The organism is Cellulomonas sp. B6 (assembly GCF_001462455.1).
Classification (GTDB): Bacteria; Actinomycetota; Actinomycetes; order Actinomycetales; family Cellulomonadaceae; genus Cellulomonas.
Genome location: NZ_LNTD01000268.1, coordinates 1 through 15,333, shown reverse-complemented (window position 1 = coordinate 15,333; position 15,333 = coordinate 1). Strand labels below are relative to the sequence as shown.

The following is a 15,333-nucleotide window of genomic DNA, read 5'->3' as shown; positions in this document are numbered from 1 at the left end:
CCCCCGCACGCCGCCCGCGCGCGCGAGCAGGTGCACGACCCCGGCGAGCCCGACCATGAGGTCGGCGCCGATGACCTGGGGGTCCTCGACGACCCAGTAGACGTCCTGCCGGCCCCGCAGGTGCCGGCGGGCGACGGTGCGGGCGAGCGCGCGGCCGCGGTCGCGCAGCGCGTCGTCGTGGAGGGTGTCGCCCGCGTCGAGCAGCAGCTCGGCGACGCCGGCGAGGCCGTGGCACAGGCTGAGGTTCGCGGGGTCGAACGCCGGGTCGACGCCCGCCAGGCAGCGCCGCGCCGTGCGGGCGTGCTCGGGGTCGCCGGTCGTCGCCGCGAGGGCCACGAACAGCCGGGAGATGCCGGGTGCGCCGTGGCACCACCACCGCCAGTGCTCCGGGTGCCGGTCGCCGTACGGCCACGTCAGCGCGTCGTCGGCCCGCTCGGCGCCGTCGCGCAGCCACGTCGCCGCCCGCGCCCCCGCCTCGACCGCATGCCGCGCGAGGTCGGCGTCGGCGACGTGCGGCGCGAGCACCACGAGCGCGTGCGCGACCCCCGCGACACCGTGCGCGTACCCCGTCAGGGTCTCGCCCGACATGCCGGGCACGCCGTCGGGCGTCACCCACGAGCCGTCGCGCTCCTGCGCCGCGACGAGCCGCTCGACGAGCGCGTCCCGGTGCCGCAGCGCGCGCGCCCGCGCGGCGGGGTCGTCGACCAGCGGTGCGAGGCGGGTCAGGCCCACCGCGACGCCCGCCGCACCGTGCGTGACGTCCCACCACACCGGCTCGGCCAGCACCGCGTCCCACAGGTCGCGCACGTCGCCGTCGTCGAAGGCCGCCAGTCCTCGGCGGCGCGCGGCGTGCAGCGCGAGCAGCACACCCGTCTCGCCGAAGTGCAGACCCGGCATGCCCGCGTCTGGCTCCGCGCGGCCCGTGGCGAGGGCCGTCGCGTTGGTGCGGCACACCGCGACGAGGTCGCGCGGCAGGCTCGTCGCCCCCGCGAGGCCCGCGCAGACGAGCAGCGGCCCCGCCGCCCCGCGGTTCAGGCTCCGCCGGACCTCCGGTGCGGCGGACGCCTGCCCCGCACGCACGGGAGCCGAGATCCACCGCCCGTCGGGGTCGAGCACGGCCGGGCTGGCGAGCGTCGCGAGCGCGGCACCGACGAGCCCGGCGGGCAGGCGCGCGCCGACCGTCAGCGCCGCGCTCCGCGCCCGTGGGGCGTCGACGGGTGCCACGGCCGCCGCCCGCCGAGCGCCGACGGGTTGCGCCGCCGCCGGCCGCGGGGCCCCGCCGGTAGGTGGTGCCGCGTGCGGCAGGTCGTCGACGACGTCGCGCACGGCGTGCAGCGGAGGCCGCCGCGCGGGGTCCACGTCCATCGCGCGCCGCAGCACCGTCCACACCGCGTCCGGCACGCCCGGGACGAGCCGGCGCAGCGAGCGCCACCCGTCGGACTGCTCAGGCCGCGGCAGGCGCCGCGGGTCGACCCCGAGCAGCGCGAACAGCGTCAGCGCGGCGAACGCGTGCACGTCCATCGCGGGGTCGGGCGGGGCGTCCTGCAGCTGCTCGGGCGCCATGAACCCCGGCGTCCCCTTGCCGTGCACGGGCGTGCCGTCGCCGAGCACCGCCGCGAGCTCCAGGTCCGAGAGCACGGCCCGGCCGTGCGCGAGCAGCACGTTCGAGGGGGACAGGTCACGGTGCACGACGCCCAGCGCGTGCAGCGTGGCCAGGCAGCGCCCCGCCCCGGACAACGCGTCCAGCACCGTCGCCCGGGCGTCCGGCGCGCACGTCGCCAGCGACCGCCCGGAGACGCGTGCCGCGACGAGCGCCTCGAGGCTGTCGTCGGCCTGGAACTCCAGCGGCAGCACGGCGCCGCCCGGCACGGCGACGAGCGGGTCGCAGCGTGGTGCGACGCCGAGCGGTGCGGTGAGCTCGTGCATGCGACGCTGGTGGCGCAGCCGGTCCAGCACGTCGCGCCCGTGCAGGTCGGCGAGCGTGCCGGCGCGGCCGTGCTTGAGGATCATCGCGCGCGGCACGGGGGAGGCGAGGTCGAACGCCTGCAGCAGCGTGCCCGACGCGGTGCGACGCAGCTCCCCGACCACCGCGTACCGGCCGCCGACGACTCCGCTCGGGTCGGGCGGCGGGTCCTGCTGCAGACCGGCCAGCGGCGTCCCGGCGAACGCCGTGGCGAAACGCGCCCGGGTCAGGTCGCGGTCGTACGCGTCGGGCACGAGGCTCCCGTCGGGTGCGCGGACCTGCACGACGCTCTGGCCGAGGACGTCGCGCGTGACGACGCCGTCGAACGTGCCCCAGCGCGCGTGCACCGGGCCGCCCAGCCAGACGTCGTCGGGCACGTGCGGACCGGGCAGGTCGACCTCGCGCAGCGCGGCGGCGAGCGCACCGAGCTCGGCGTCGGTGCGGGGGTACACGGTGGCGGCCTTGCCGACCTGGCTGTCACCGAGACCGCCCTCGTCGAGCAGCGCGACGACCGTCGCGTCGAGCGCGACCTTGAACGGTGCGCCCGTGGGTGCGACGCGGTCGACCAGGACCTCCACCAGGCGGTCGAGGTGGGTGGGTACGCACGTGAGGTGCAGCTTCCACCCCGATGGCCGGTCCGTGCGCCCGACCTTTGCCCACGGCCACGCGACCCGCACGTCCAGGCCCGCGGCTGTGAGCGCGGCGACGACCCCGGGGCCGGCGTCCGCGCGGGTGCGCGGCGCGCCGACCCCGGGGGTGGTGACGACGTCCGTCACCGGAAGCCGCCCCCGGTGCGGCCCCCGGGGCGTGCCCCCCGGGTGACCTGCTCGGCGACGGACTGCAGGTTCGTCGTCGTGCCGCACGAGTCGCCGCACGTGCTGCCGCAGCTGTCGCCCGAGCACGTGACGTCGCACGTGCTGCCCCCGCACGTGACCCCTCCGCACGTGCCGGACGTGCAGCAGCACGTCACGTTGCCGTCGCACGACGCGCCGACCGCCGTGAGGAGCAGCCGGCGCCGGTCGAGGACCGGGGCGAGGCGTGCCTGCACGACGGCGCCCGCACCGCCCGCGGCGGCGCGGCGGCGCCCCTCGGGCAGCAGGTCGACGAGCCGGGCGTCCTGCGTGCCGCCGGTCAGGAGGGCGGCGAGCAGGGCGGGGTCGCGCTCGACCTCGGCGACGAGTCGCCGGAAGGACTCGGCGTCCACGGTCTCAGCGGAAGGCCTGACCGCCGCGCGCGGCGATGCTGCCGAAGTCGGTGAGGTTCGTGGTGAACCCGCAGCTGCCGCCGCAGGTGTTGTCGCAGCTGGACGTGCAGGTGTTCCCGCACTCCGCGATCTGCTCGAGGTCGCGTGCGAAGTACGTGACCCGTGCGGCCACCTCGTCCGTGAGGTTGGTCGTGAAGCCGCAGCTGCCGCCGCAGGTGTTGTCGCAGCTCGACGTACAGGTGTTGCCGCAGTACTGGTCGATCCCGATCGTCCGGGCGATGACCTCGGCCGGACTCTTGGACAGTGCGGCGCCCAGCTGGCGTCGCGTGAGGTGATCCTTGACGTCCGGCACCAGGGTCTCGGGCGCGAAGACGAGCGCTCTCAGGTACTCCGGGTCCTTGTGCGCACGCTCGACGATCCGGGCAAAGCTCTGCTGGTCCATCCGTGCCCCCTCGGGGGCTGGGATGACCCGGTCGCAGCGCCCCCGAACTGTGACTTGCGTCACACGCTAGGCTCGCACGATTCCCGGGCGCAACGGGATGATTCGCCCTTCGCCCACGATCTCACCCGCTCGGCGGCGACGTCGCAGGTCACCGCCGGCCGCCTCGAGCACCGTGCCCGCGGAACGTCCCGCGTGGCCGCGGTCCGGCCGTCAGGACGCGTCGTCCGCCGCGCCCGCGACGGCCTTGGTCCGCGACCCGCCGGCACCGTCCTTGAGCACGACGTGCTCGAGGTCGACGTGCGGCTCGAGCGCGGTGACCTTGTCGTTCGGCGCACCGACGACGAGGTCCCCGACGGCGCGTCGCGCGACGGCGAGCATCTCGTCGGCGGTGAGGTAGATCAGCGACCGAGGCGCTCGAGAGCCTCGGCGTAGCGGGGGAGCTCGCTATCCATGACGGCGTTGATGAGGTCGTCGCGCGACGTGCGCTCGATGTCGTCGCGGACCGCCTGCCGGCCGACGTCCTGCATCGAACGGTGCTCGATCTCGGCCCGACGTCGCAGGGCCTCGGTCTCTGCCGGGTTGAACCGGAGAGTCATCGCCACCACAGCGCGGAATCGCTCGTGGTCCCGCCTGCTGGCCTTGGGCGCAGCTCGCGATCACCGGTCACGTGCCGGAACGCCGACCCACCTACGGCGTCCCCTCGGGCTCCGACGCTACCTCCACGACGGCAGACGAGCACTCGTCGACGACGCAGAGCTCGCTCTCGCCGCAGACCGGGTCGAGGTGCGTGATGCCGACCTCCCACAGTCCGGGCGGCACGTCGACGGGGATGACCTCGCGCGCGTCATCGGCGGTGAGGACGACGTCCCCGACCTGCTCCCGCTCGTCGCCGGTGCCGGCGGCTCGGGCGTGGAGCCGGAACGTCTGGTCCTGGAAACGCCCCATGGTGACGTCGCTCCACTCCACACCCGCACCCTGCTCGTCCGTGATGGCCTCGACCGTGAGAAAGGGCGACTCCGGCTGGTTGTCGCACACCTCGTCGGCGCTGAGCTCGTCGTCGGCGACGTCCGAGCACGCCACCAGGGCGATGAGCAGCACGCATGCCGTCGTCAGCGCGCGTCGCACGTGGGTCATGCGCCGCACCCTAGGTGTACTGACCCGCAGCGTTGTTGACGCGGTCGATGGGTCGTTGTCCGCCGATGCCGAGGTGGGGTCGGTCCAGGTTGTAGTGCTCGAGCCAGGCGGGCAAGGCCGCGGCGCGTTCGGTGGTGGAGGTCCAGGGGCGGCGGTAGGCCCACTCGGTGGCGAGGGTGCGGTTGAGGCGTTCGACCTTGCCGTTGGTCCACGGGCAGTGCGGTCGGATGAACTTCTGGACGATGCCGAGGTCGGCTGCGACGCGTTTGAACTCCCGGGAGTTGCGGTAGGCGAACGCGTTGTCGCTGATCACGCGTTCGATCCGGATGCCGTGGGAGGCGTAGAACGTTGCTGCGCGGGCCAGGAAGCCGGCCGCCGTGGTGCCTTTCTCGTCGTCGTGGATCTCGGCGTAGGCCAGGCGGGAGTGGTCATCGATCGCGGTATGGACGTAGTCGTAGCCGATCGGTGCACGCTTGCTCTTCGCCGTGACGGTCGCCTCTCGCCCGTGGGCGCGCCACCCGCCGCCGTCGGGGATCCGCCCGAGTTTCTTGACATCCACGTGGATCAACGAGCCCGGGTAGGGGTGCTCGTAGCGAGCCGCCGACGCTCGCGCCGCGCGGATCGGCAGGCCGGTCACCGGGTCGCACTCGCGCAGCAGGCGTGCCCGGTGCCGGGCCAGGACCCGCCCGACCGTGGAGGGCGCCAGGCTGAGGTGGTGGCCGATCCAGACCGGCCCGCGCCGCGAGAGCATCCGCGCGATCCGGATCCGCGTCTCCACGCAGGGTGACGTGCGGTGCGGGTGGCTCAGCGGGCGGCTGGGCCGGTCCACCAGGCCCGCACGGCCCAGCTCGCGATACCGGCGCCACCACCGCCACGCCGTCGTTCGCGAGACACCCATCTCCGCAGCGACATGAGCGACCGGGCGACCGGCCTCGATGCGCTCGACCATCACGAACCTGCCGGCAGGGGTCAACCGGGCGTTAGCGTGGGACACGAGAGACCTCCAGTGGTCGACGCGGGTTCCTTGAGCAGTTCCCACTCGACCCGGAGGTCTCTCGCTACGTCAACAACGTTCCGGGTCAATACACCTAGGCTCGCCCCATGCCGTCGCACCCGGAGTCGTCGTTCGACGTGACAGTGGCCGGCCGCTCGCTCGCGGCCGTGCTGCACGAGGGCGACGACGACCGTCTCGTCGTCTTCTGCCACGGCTTCCGCGGTGAGAAGACGGGCCCGAACCGGACCTTCGTGCGTGCGGCGCGCACCCTGGCGACGCACGGCATCGCGTCGCTGCGGTTCGACCAGCACGGCTCGGGCGACTCCCCCGGCGACTTCCTCGACTCGCGCTTCACGGACTGGGTCGACACGATCGTCACCCTGACGCGCGAGCAGCAGGCGCGGGGCCGCCGGGTCGCGCTCTTCGGGCAGAGCATGGGCGGGTCGGCCGTGATCTGCGCGGCAGCGAGGATCAGCGTGGAGGCGCTCGTCGCCTGGGTGCCCGACGCGAGCACGGACGTGTTCGTGCCCGACCCCGCGGGGTACGTCGAGGAGGGCGGTCAGCGCGTCGGCAACGCGTTCTGGGAGGACGCCCACGCGGCGGACGTGCCCGCTCGGTTCCGCGAGGTCGACGCCCCGTGCCACCTGGTGTTCGGGACCGCGGACGAGTACGTGTCCACCGCCAACCGCGAGGCCCTGGTGACGGCGGCTGGACCGCACGACCGTGTCGACGTCCTGGAGGGCTTCCCGCACAGCGCGTGGACGTACGAGCAGGCCGAGGGCGTCATCGCACGGAGCGTCGACTTCCTGACCGCGCACCTGCCGGGTCCGGGCGCGGCGGTCGCCCCCGGCTGATCCCACCTCGACCGCGGACGGACACGCCGCACGACGACCGGGAGGAACGATGAGGCTGCTGCTCACGTCGGGCGGGGTCACCAACCCGTCGATCCACGACGCGCTCGTGCGGCTGCTCGGCAAGCCGGTCGCCGAGGCGCACGCGCTGTGCATCCCGACCGCCCAGTGGGGGCACCCGATGTGCGGGCCCGCGTCGGTGCGTCGCGTCGTCGCGGGCGACGCGCACCTGACGGGTCTGGGGTGGGCGTCGCTCGGCGTCCTGGAGCTGACGGCGCTGCCGTCGACGGGCTCACGGCGCTGGGAGACGTGGCTGCGGGAGGCCGACGTGCTGCTCGTCGACGGCGGCGACGCGACCTACCTGGCCCACTGGCTGCGCGAGTCGGGCGTCGCGGACCTGCTGCCGTCGCTGACGGACACGGTGTGGGTGGGCGTGAGCGCGGGGAGCATGGTGCTGACGCCGCGCATCGGCCCGTCCTTCGTCGCGTGGCCGTCCGCACCGGACGACCGGACGCTCGGCCTCACCGACTTCGCGATCTTCCCGCACCTGAACGCGTTCCCGACCAACACCCCGGCCGACGCCGAGCGGTGGGCGGCCGACCTCGACGTGCCCGCGTACGCGATCGACGAGCAGACGGCGATCACGGTCGTCGACGGCGTGGTCGAGGTGGTCTCCGAGGGGACGTGGACGCGGCTGCGGTGAGCGCCTGACGGGGTCGGGCGGGCCCGTCCGTCGTCGGAAACGATTCGCAGCCCCGGACGACGCCCGACCCCCGCCCGCCGGGCCCGCAGCAGGAGCACACTCGGCGCGACCCGTCGCCCACCGAGAGGGACCGTGATGTCCGCGCAGAGGCTGCTCCGGACGTGGAGCCACGTGCTCGCCGTGCTGCTGACGGGTGCCGCGCTCGTCGCGGCCCCCTCCGCGGCGCAGGCCGTCGCCACGCGGGCCCCCACCACGCAGGCCATCACCCCGGGCGGCGAGCCCGCACCCGTCACGGGCAACGCGACGTGGTTCGACAACCTCGGCGCACCCTACGGCGGCTGCGGGCTGCCGCAGGACCAGCTGGAGACGCAGAACTGGATCGCGCTCAACGTGTTCCACACGCCCGGCGACTACGCCATGTACCCGCGCCCGATGGCCGCCGGCGACCCGAAGATCGGCATGTGGGACAACGGCCGCAACTGCGGCCGGTGGGTGCGCGTGACCATCGACGACTACTGCACGGGCCTCAACGACGGCGCCGCCGGTCAGGCCTTCTGCCGCAACGGCGCATGGGTCGAGGACCGGTACAACGGTGCGACGCTCGACATGCTCGTCGCCGACAGCTGCGGCGACCCCAACGCGTGGTGCCGCGACGACCCGTACCACCTGGACCTCGCGCACGCCGCCATCAACCGGTTCGTGAAGGACGGCGCGGCGGTCGGCGACCTCGAGCCCGCGCACTGGGGCAACCGCAAGGTGAGCTGGGAGTTCATCGAGGCGCCGCACTACACCGGGGACATCGAGATCGGGTTCATCCAGGGCTCCGAGCGCTGGTGGGCCGGGGTGTCCATCAACCACCTGCCCAACGGCATCCACGGCGTCGAGCACTACGCCGACGGCGCCTGGGTCACGACCCCCATGAACACCGACATGGGGCAGTCGTTCCTGGTGAAGCCGACCACGGCCGGCGGCACCGACTACCGGATCCGCGTCAAGGACGTCACCGACGCCTACCTCTTCGGCGGGCGCGAGTACGCGTTCTCGCTGCCCACCGCGTGCGGCGGCAAGTGCTCCGCACCGCGGACGGTCGTCCCGTACACGACGTCCGGCGGCGACGGCACGACGCCCACACCGACGCCGACCGTGAGTCCGACGGCCACGCCCACGCCCACGCCGACGCCCACCGTGACTCCGACGCCCACCCCGACCGTCACGCCCACGCCGACGACCACCCCGACGCCCGGTGCCGCGTGCACCGCGACGTTCCGGGCCGTCAGCACGTGGTCCGGCGGCTACCAGGGCGAGGTCACGGTCACGGCGGGTGCGGCGGCGCTCACGTCGTGGCGCGTGACGCTGACCGGCGCGACCGTGAGCACGCTGTGGAACGGCGTCCAGGCGGCCTCCGGGACGAGCGTCGTCGTGAGCAACGCGCCCTACAACGGCGCGCTCGCGGCGGGCGGGACGACGACGTTCGGGTTCATCGCCACCGGGACGCCGGGCACGCCGCAGGTCACCTGCGCGTCGTGAGCCGCGACGCGCGCGGCTGCCCGACCGGGCGTGGCCGCGCGCGCCGCGATCGACGCGTGGTGGTCAGTGCGGTCCGTCGTCCAGCTCGGCGTCGTACCGCTCGCGGGCCGCGTCGATGCGCGGCAGGTGCTCGGCCGCCCAGTGCAGGATCGCGTCGACCGGCGCGCGGAGGGTCTTGCCGAGGGGCGTGATCCGGTACTCGACGGCGACGGGCCGGGTGCCCAGCACGACGCGCTCGACGATGCCGTTGCGCTCCAGGCGCCGCAGGGTCGCGGTCAGGGACTTCTGCGTGACCGTCGGGATCGCGCGGCGCAGGGCGCTGAAGCGCATCGGCCGCTCGCACAGCTCGTTCAGCACGTCGAGCGACCACCGGTCGAGCACCTGATCGAGCAGCTCGCGGTGCGGTGCGGTGATGGTCAGCCGGTCGTCGTCGCGCGGGTCGGTATCCGTCACGACACCCAGTCTCGTTGAAATGCCCTCCCGACACCAGGTACCCATGAGATACCACAATGTCGACCGAGGGAGCACCCCCATGACCGTCCAGCTGTCGTCGCCCGCGGGCCTCCTGCAGCCCGTCCCGTACCACCACGTCGCCGTCGCCACCGGCACGCGTCAGGTCCACGTCGCCGGCCAGATCGCCCGCGACGCCGACGGCACGCCCCTGGCCCCCGGCGACCTCGCGGGCCAGGTCGGCCACGCGCTGCGCCACGTGCGCACCGCCCTCGCGGGCGCCGGTGCCGGGTTCCGCGACGTCGTGCACCTGCGGTTCTACGTCACCGGGTGGCGCCCCGAGATGATGGACACCTTCATGGCAGGGGTCGAGGCCGTGGCCGACGAGGTCGACCTCCCCCTGCCGATGCCGCCGGCCTCCCTCATCGGGGTGGTCGTGCTCTTCGAGCCGGACGTGCTGGTCGAGGTCGAGGCCACGGCCGTCCTCGACTGACGCGACCGCGCCGGCCGACGTCACCGCCTACCCCGGGCCGACACCCCCACGCACCGCGACGTCCCCCTCCTCGGTTCGGGTCACCCGCGTGCGGACGACGTCGCGGACGCACCGCCCCCGCGCCCGCGCTGACGGTCCAGCTCCGCGCGCAGCAGCGGCGGCCAGCACCCGAGGAGCTCGTCGGACTCACCGGGGGCGGCCCCGTAGTGCTCGACGAACGAGACCGCGACGGCCTCGGCCACGTGGTCGTCCCCCTCGCGCAGCCCCTTCTCGACCACCGTGAGGACGCGGCCCACCAGCGCCGTGTCACCGGCCCCGAACGCGGCGACCGTCAGACGCAGGAGGTCCGAGAGCAGCAGGTGCAGGAGGACGACGCCGTCGTCGTCCCGGTTCTCGTCCACCAGCGGCGTCGCGCGCGGGACCGCCGCGAGCAGCGCGTCGACGAACCCCCGGGCGTTGAGCACCGCGTCAGTGTGACGCAAGCGAGCAGCGCGTGGGGCGCTTCACCCACCGCCCGCCCCGGGGGCATCGTGCGAATCCCCTGGTCAACGTCTCCGACGCCTCACTACCGTGCCGCCATGCGCGCTGCGGACTTCTACACCGGGATCGTCGCCGAGGCCTACGGACCGCTGCGGGGTGAGGTCGTCGAGGCCGGCCCGTACCTCGACCTCGTCCGCGCGGAGGGTGAGCCCGCGCTCGAGCTGGGCTGCGGCGACGTCGGCCCGTTCCTCGAGCTGGTGGCGGCGGGGGTCGACGTCGAGGGCGTCGACTCGTCGGCCGACATGGTGCGGCGCTGCCGCGAGAAGGCCGCCGCGCAGGGGCTGACCGCCGCCGTGCACCACCAGCGCATGGAGGACCTCGCGCTGCCGCGGCGGTTCCGGTCGGTGTACCTCGCGGGCGCGACGTTCAACCTGCTGCCCGACGACGCGACCGCGGCGGCCGCGCTGCTGTCGATCACGCGGCACCTGGTGCCCGGCGGCGCGGCCCTCGTGCCGCTGTGGTCACCGCCGCCGACGCCCGCCGAGCAGATCGGCCGCGTCCGCGAGGCCGTCACCGAGCAGGGACGGCAGGCGCGGTTCCACGTCGTCGGCGAGGAGTACGACGCCGACGCGCGGACGCGCACGACGCACGTGCGCTACCGGCTCGACGGCCCCGACGGCGTGCAGGAGGCTGACCGCGACTGGGTCATGCACTGGTACACCGACGACGGGTTCCGGCAGCTCGCCGAGGACGCGGGCCTGACAGTCGAGCACGTCGAGGTGCCCGCCGACGACGAGCGGGTCGTGCTGCTGCGCCGCGCGGGGTCGTGATGCGGCGACTCGCGTGACGGGCCGTGTGGTGCGCGCCAGACCGACGAGCGCTCGCGGACGGCGACGGGCGTGCCTCCCGGTACGGACGGCACGATCCCCCTGGCCCGACGCGACGGCCGTCGCTAGCGTGCCCGCGTGAGCGCCCACCCGACCCCGCAGACCCGCCGCGCCACGACGGCGGACGTGCCCGCCGTCCTCGACCTCGACCACGCGACCGGGGGCGCGCTCACCGGCGACGACGTGACCGCGTGGGCGTCGACGGGTGCGTTGCGCGTCGCCGGGACGGCCGGTGACGTCGTGGGGTTCGCGGTCGTCGTGCCGCACTTCCTCGGCCACGACCTCGTCGAGCTGGTCAAGGTCGCGCCCGCCGCACGGCGCCGCGGCGTCGCGACGGCGCTGCTCGCGCACGCGTCCACCACGCGCACGACGCCGAAGGTCTTCACGTCCACGAACCTGTCGAACCGGCCCATGCAGACCGTGCTCGACGCGGCCGGGTGGGCGTGCGTCGGCGTCGTCGACGGGCTCGACGAGGGCGACCCCGAGCTGTTCTACGCCGCGCCGCCGGTCACCGCGGACCCCGTGCCGCTGCCGCCCGTGCCCGGCCGCGTCCCCGCGCGTGAGCGCACCGTGCACGTCGTCACGCACCCCGAGGCGACGCACCACGTCGACGGCCTGGTCGGCGGGCAGTTCGACTCCGACCTCACGCCGCTGGGCGAGCGCCAGGCGGCGGCGATCGGGGCGACGCTGCGGGCGCGCATCGGCGCAGACGCGGGCGTCGCCGTCGCGGCGTCGGACCTGCTGCGCACCCGCCGGACCGCCGAGGTCGTCGCCTCGGCGCTCGCCGTCACCCCCACGTTCGACGCGCGGCTGCGCGAGAAGTCCTACGGCGAGGCCGGCGGCCGCCCGCAGGCGTGGCTCGACGCACGCTTCGTGCCGCCGCCCGCGGTCGGCGACCGGCTGCGCCACGACGAGGGCGTGCCCGGCGCCGAGACGCGCCTCGACCTCGCCGTGCGCGCGTACGCCGCGCTGACCGACCTGCTGACGCTCGACGTCGACCACCTCGTGGTCGTCACGCACGGCTTCACCGCCGGGCTGCTCGTCGCGGCGTGGATCGGCATGCCCGTCGCGTCCGCCGGGCACGTCGCGTTCCCCGTGCCGTCGGGCAGCATCACGACGCTGCGCGAGGACGGGTTCTTCCACAACCGCGCGGTCGTCACCGTCGGCGACGTCGCGCACCTGGTCGGGGTGAGTGGGTCGTGAGCGTGCGGGTGTGGGTGGCGGCGTGGCAGCTGCAGTGCTGCGGCGAGGTCGTCCGACCGGGGAGCGTCGTCGAGTGGCAGTGCGGGGAACCCGACCACGACTGGTTGGCGAACGCGGTCGGCCCGGACGTCGCGGCCGGGATCACGCACGCGGAGGAGCACCACGGCGACCCGTCGGACACGGGGGCGACGGTCCGCGGGACGGTCACGGGCCTGGACGCGGCGTTCTGCCGCTTCGGACCGACCGAGGCGGGCGGCTCGGTGCTCCACCCGGTGCGGGGCTCCGGCTCGCTGCGGCCGGTCACCACCGCGACCGGCCGCGAGCAGGACGCGCCCGGCACCAGCCTCATCGGCTACGTCGTCGACCTCGCGCCGCAGGCACCGACGCCCTGACACCGCGCTGGTCACGCGCGGGCGATCACGCGACCCCTGCGGGCCCGAGCGTCCACACGCCGCCCGGGGAGACGGTCAGCACCTGCCCGTCGGGTCGGAACAGCATCCAGGAGTCGGCGTCACCGTCCGCCTCGCCCGACCAGAGGGTGAAGGTGCGCACGTGGACGTCGCCGAACGAGAACACGGTGTCCAGCGCCGGGCCCGACGCGGTCACCGCCGTCAACGGCCGCCCGTCGACTGCCGCGAGTGCCGCCGCGACGACGTCACGGTCGTCCTCGCACGCGGCGAGCACGGTCGCCCCGTCCTCGATGCGCCACGCGGCCATCTGGATCCACAGGTGCCACTCGCCGTGCACGTGACCGCTGCTGTCACGGCGCGGCTCGCCGAGCTCGAACGTCAGGAAGCTGCCGTGCCCCTGACGTGGGTTCCAGACCGCGTGGCCGATCGCCCCCGCGACGTGCTCGGCGAAGGGACTGCCCTCCGCGACGTCCACCAGACCCACGACGCCAGGATGGCAGAGCCGTCGATGTCGGGATGCCGCCTGCGTGACTGGACGCCCCCCCGCACCGCCACCGCGCACGCCGACGGACACCCGGACGGTCGACGGACACCGGCGCGCCGGTGTCCGTCGAGCCGTGCCGCTGTCCGTCGGCGACGAGCTGGTGCCGGGAGGGCAGCGCCCAGGTGGGTGGCGCCGGTACCGCTCAGGCGCGGCGCGGCGTGCTGCCGGCGAGCCCGCACTCGTACGCGATGATCACGGCCTGCACGCGGTCGCGTGCGCCGAGCTTGGCGAACACGTTGCCCACGTGCGTCTTCACGGTCGTCTCGGACACGTACAGCTCGGTCGCGATCTCGGAGTTCGACGCACCCGCCGCGATGAGCCGCAGCACGTCGAGCTCGCGCGGGGTGAGCGCGCTCAGCCGCGGGTCCTCGCCCGGCTCGGCGACGTCGCCGCCCGCGGGCAGGTGCGGTGCGAACAGGTCGAGCATGCGGCGCAGCACGCGCGGCGCGACGACCGCGGTCCCGGCCGCCACGGTGCGGATCGCGTCGACGAGCTCACCGGGCGCGGCGGACTTCAGCAGGAACCCGCTCGCGCCGGCGCGCAGCGCGGCGAACGCGAGGTCGTCGACGTCGAACGTCGTGAGGACCAGCACGCGGGACCCGGGGTGCTCGGCGACGACGCGCCGCGTCGCCTCGATGCCGTCCACGCCGGGCATGCGGATGTCCATGAGGACCACGTCCGGCGCCAGGGCGGCGACCTGCGCGAGCGCGGCGCCACCGTCGGACGCCTCGCCGACGACCACGAGGTCGGGCTCGGACTCGATGACCAGCCGGAACCCGACGCGCACGAGCGCCTGGTCGTCCACGAGCAGCACCGTCGTCGCGGGCCGCCCGTCGTCGCTCGTGGTCGTGCCGGCCATCACGCACCTCCGTCGTCGTCGGCCCACGGCAGGACCGCGTGGACGCGCCAGCCGCCGCCGGGGCGCGGGCCCGCGTCGACCGTCCCGCCCAGCAGCGCCGCGCGCTCGCGCATGCCGAGCACGCCACGGCCCGACCCGGGCCCGTCACCCGGGCGTGCGCCGCCCGCGTCGAGCACGTCCACCTCGACGGCCGTCGGCGTGCGGCGCACCGCCACCTCGACGGACGGCGCGCCCGGCGCGTGCCGCAGCACGTTCGTCAGCGCCTCGCCGAGGATCCGCAGCACCGCGAGCCGCACCGCGGTGTCCTGCGGCAGCGGCGTGTCCAGGCCCGTCGCGGTGACCGCCAGGCCCGTCGCACCGAAGCGCTCGACGACCGTCGCGAGGCCCACCTCGGCGGGGTCCTGCGGCTGGTCACCACCACCCGGCACCGGGTCGGTCGCGGCCGGGCCCAACGCGCCGAGGACGCGCTGCATGTCCCCCAGCGCCGCCCGTCCGGTGCGCGCGACCTGCCGCACGGCGTCGCGCGCACGGTCGGGCGCGCGCTCGAACGCGGCGTCGGCGCCGTCGGCCAGCGCGACCATCACCGACACGTTGTGCGCGACGACGTCGTGCATCTCGCGCGCGATGTGCGCGCGCTCGGCCGCGCGGGCCAGCGCCGCGCTCTGGTCGCGTTCGCGCGCGAGCGCGCGGTACCGCTCGACGAGCTCCTGCACGTGCAGCCGCCGCGAGCGCGTCGCGGACCCGACGGCCACGCCGAGCAGGACGAGCACGACCAGCAGCAGCACCGAGCCCATCCGACGCCCGGGCGAGAAGTTCGGCTGCGCGAGGAACTGCTGCGGCTCCCACAGCGGGGAGGGCACCGACCCCGCCCACGCGAGGATCTCGATGAGGCCGAGGTCCTGCCAGCGCCACATGGCCCCGACGACCACGACGAGCACGCCGCCCGTGACGGCCCACGTGGTGCGGGGCTCGCGGGTGGCCGCGACGCCCGACAGCGCGACGGCCAGGCACAGCCCCAGGACCCCGAGCACGCCGGCGACCAGCAGCGACGCGATCGACAGCCCGACGAGCAGCACGGTCGCGACGAGCGGGCGCGTGCGACGCAGCACGAGCACCGCGGCACCGAGGGCCGTCCCGGCCACCCACGTCGAGGCGACGGTGCGCTCGATCTCCGAGTCCCGCGGGTACA

Annotated in this window: 19 protein-coding genes; 7 read left to right on the top strand and 12 right to left on the bottom strand. The window is 75.0% G+C overall.

Annotated features, from left to right (window positions below):
- The 7 genes from ATM99_RS17720 to ATM99_RS17695 all read right to left on the bottom strand — a co-directional run.
- Window positions 1–2,739: lanthionine synthetase LanC family protein (locus ATM99_RS17720; RefSeq protein ID WP_062104117.1), on the bottom strand; the 2,739-nt coding region annotated here is incomplete at its 3' end.
- Window positions 2,736–3,167, bottom strand: coding sequence for a hypothetical protein (locus ATM99_RS17715; protein WP_046528537.1), 432 nt, complete (start codon window positions 3,165–3,167; stop codon window positions 2,736–2,738). The genes ATM99_RS17720 and ATM99_RS17715, both read right to left, overlap by 4 nt.
- A 4-nt stretch (window positions 3,168–3,171) precedes the next feature.
- Window positions 3,172–3,609, bottom strand: a complete 438-nt coding sequence (locus ATM99_RS17710; RefSeq protein WP_062104116.1) for a hypothetical protein — start codon at window positions 3,607–3,609, stop codon at window positions 3,172–3,174.
- 210 nt (window positions 3,610–3,819) lie between these two features.
- Entirely contained in the window at window positions 3,820–3,987 is a 168-nt protein-coding gene (locus tag ATM99_RS19540; RefSeq protein ID WP_190278874.1) for a hypothetical protein, read from the bottom strand.
- Window positions 3,988–4,007: 20 nt separating this feature from the next.
- Window positions 4,008–4,205 (bottom strand): hypothetical protein, encoded by a 198-nt coding sequence (locus ATM99_RS17705; RefSeq protein ID WP_062104120.1) that lies wholly within the window; start codon window positions 4,203–4,205, stop codon window positions 4,008–4,010.
- A 91-nt stretch (window positions 4,206–4,296) separates the two neighbouring features.
- Window positions 4,297–4,743, bottom strand: a complete 447-nt coding sequence (locus ATM99_RS19535) for a hypothetical protein (protein WP_190278873.1) — start codon at window positions 4,741–4,743, stop codon at window positions 4,297–4,299.
- A gap of 10 nt (window positions 4,744–4,753) precedes the next feature.
- Window positions 4,754–5,737 carry an IS481 family transposase gene (locus ATM99_RS17695; RefSeq protein ID WP_062101319.1) on the bottom strand — a complete coding sequence of 328 codons (984 nt, stop codon included), beginning with the start codon at window positions 5,735–5,737 and terminating at the stop codon, window positions 4,754–4,756.
- 107 nt (window positions 5,738–5,844) lie between these two features.
- On the opposite strand from ATM99_RS17695, the gene ATM99_RS17690 reads away from it, so the two are divergent.
- The 3 genes from ATM99_RS17690 (at window position 5,845) to ATM99_RS17680 (ending at window position 8,818) form a co-directional block, all read left to right on the top strand.
- Complete coding sequence (locus ATM99_RS17690; protein WP_062104114.1) at window positions 5,845–6,591, top strand: alpha/beta hydrolase; 747 nt, start codon at window positions 5,845–5,847, stop codon at window positions 6,589–6,591.
- Window positions 6,592–6,640: 49 nt separating this feature from the next.
- Window positions 6,641–7,291, top strand: coding sequence for a Type 1 glutamine amidotransferase-like domain-containing protein (locus ATM99_RS17685; protein ID WP_062104113.1), 651 nt, complete (start codon window positions 6,641–6,643; stop codon window positions 7,289–7,291).
- A 135-nt stretch (window positions 7,292–7,426) separates the two neighbouring features.
- Window positions 7,427–8,818: a cellulose binding domain-containing protein gene (locus tag ATM99_RS17680; RefSeq protein ID WP_062104119.1), complete on the top strand. Its 1,392-nt coding sequence runs from the start codon at window positions 7,427–7,429 to the stop codon at window positions 8,816–8,818.
- A 63-nt stretch (window positions 8,819–8,881) separates the two neighbouring features.
- Here the strand turns inward: ATM99_RS17680 and ATM99_RS17675 are convergent, their stop codons facing one another.
- Window positions 8,882–9,271: a helix-turn-helix domain-containing protein gene (locus ATM99_RS17675; protein WP_062104112.1), complete on the bottom strand. Its 390-nt coding sequence runs from the start codon at window positions 9,269–9,271 to the stop codon at window positions 8,882–8,884.
- Between the two features lie 79 nt (window positions 9,272–9,350).
- On the opposite strand from ATM99_RS17675, the gene ATM99_RS17670 reads away from it, so the two are divergent.
- Window positions 9,351–9,761: a RidA family protein gene (locus tag ATM99_RS17670; protein WP_062104111.1), complete on the top strand. Its 411-nt coding sequence runs from the start codon at window positions 9,351–9,353 to the stop codon at window positions 9,759–9,761.
- A gap of 80 nt (window positions 9,762–9,841) precedes the next feature.
- Here the strand turns inward: ATM99_RS17670 and ATM99_RS17665 are convergent, their stop codons facing one another.
- Entirely contained in the window at window positions 9,842–10,225 is a 384-nt protein-coding gene (locus tag ATM99_RS17665) for a hypothetical protein (protein WP_062104110.1), read from the bottom strand.
- Between the two features lie 114 nt (window positions 10,226–10,339).
- Between ATM99_RS17665 and ATM99_RS17660 the strand changes: the two genes are divergently transcribed.
- The 3 genes from ATM99_RS17660 (at window position 10,340) to ATM99_RS17650 (ending at window position 12,723) form a co-directional block, all read left to right on the top strand.
- Window positions 10,340–11,071, top strand: a complete 732-nt coding sequence (locus tag ATM99_RS17660; RefSeq protein WP_062104109.1) for a class I SAM-dependent methyltransferase — start codon at window positions 10,340–10,342, stop codon at window positions 11,069–11,071.
- A 135-nt stretch (window positions 11,072–11,206) separates the two neighbouring features.
- On the top strand, window positions 11,207–12,331 hold the full coding sequence (locus ATM99_RS17655; protein ID WP_223305260.1) for a histidine phosphatase family protein: 1,125 nt from the start codon (window positions 11,207–11,209) through the stop codon (window positions 12,329–12,331).
- The gene (locus ATM99_RS17650; protein ID WP_062104108.1) at window positions 12,328–12,723 is read left to right on the top strand and encodes a DUF6578 domain-containing protein; all 396 of its coding nucleotides are present in this window, start codon (window positions 12,328–12,330) and stop codon (window positions 12,721–12,723) included. The genes ATM99_RS17655 and ATM99_RS17650 overlap by 4 nt, the downstream gene beginning before the upstream one ends.
- A 25-nt stretch (window positions 12,724–12,748) precedes the next feature.
- Here ATM99_RS17650 and ATM99_RS17645 read toward each other — a convergent pair whose 3' ends face one another.
- The 3 genes from ATM99_RS17645 to ATM99_RS17635 form a co-directional block, all read right to left on the bottom strand.
- Window positions 12,749–13,225, bottom strand: coding sequence for a hypothetical protein (locus ATM99_RS17645; protein WP_150118356.1), 477 nt, complete (start codon window positions 13,223–13,225; stop codon window positions 12,749–12,751).
- A 202-nt stretch (window positions 13,226–13,427) separates the two neighbouring features.
- Complete coding sequence (locus ATM99_RS17640) at window positions 13,428–14,144, bottom strand: response regulator transcription factor (protein WP_062104106.1); 717 nt, start codon at window positions 14,142–14,144, stop codon at window positions 13,428–13,430.
- On the bottom strand, window positions 14,144–15,333 hold a 1,190-nt coding region (locus tag ATM99_RS17635; protein WP_062104105.1), incomplete at its 5' end, for a sensor histidine kinase. The genes ATM99_RS17640 and ATM99_RS17635, both read right to left, overlap by 1 nt.

Bases quoted from the DNA above. Each gene is read 5' to 3' on its own strand.
- ATM99_RS17710 (WP_062104116.1), bottom strand. From the start codon at position 3,609: ATGGACCAGCAGAGCTTTGCCCGGATCGTCGAGCGTGCGCACAAGGAC.
- ATM99_RS19540 (WP_190278874.1), bottom strand. From the start codon at position 3,987: ATGCTCGCCGTCGCGCGACGCGCCGTCGGGGACCTCGTCGTCGGTGCG.
- ATM99_RS17705 (WP_062104120.1), bottom strand. From the start codon at position 4,205: ATGACTCTCCGGTTCAACCCGGCAGAGACCGAGGCCCTGCGACGTCGG.
- ATM99_RS19535 (WP_190278873.1), bottom strand. From the start codon at position 4,743: ATGACCCACGTGCGACGCGCGCTGACGACGGCATGCGTGCTGCTCATC.
- ATM99_RS17690 (WP_062104114.1), top strand. From the start codon at position 5,845: ATGCCGTCGCACCCGGAGTCGTCGTTCGACGTGACAGTGGCCGGCCGC.
- ATM99_RS17685 (WP_062104113.1), top strand. From the start codon at position 6,641: ATGAGGCTGCTGCTCACGTCGGGCGGGGTCACCAACCCGTCGATCCAC.
- ATM99_RS17680 (WP_062104119.1), top strand. From the start codon at position 7,427: ATGTCCGCGCAGAGGCTGCTCCGGACGTGGAGCCACGTGCTCGCCGTG.
- ATM99_RS17670 (WP_062104111.1), top strand. From the start codon at position 9,351: ATGACCGTCCAGCTGTCGTCGCCCGCGGGCCTCCTGCAGCCCGTCCCG.
- ATM99_RS17660 (WP_062104109.1), top strand. From the start codon at position 10,340: ATGCGCGCTGCGGACTTCTACACCGGGATCGTCGCCGAGGCCTACGGA.
- ATM99_RS17640 (WP_062104106.1), bottom strand. From the start codon at position 14,144: ATGGCCGGCACGACCACGAGCGACGACGGGCGGCCCGCGACGACGGTG.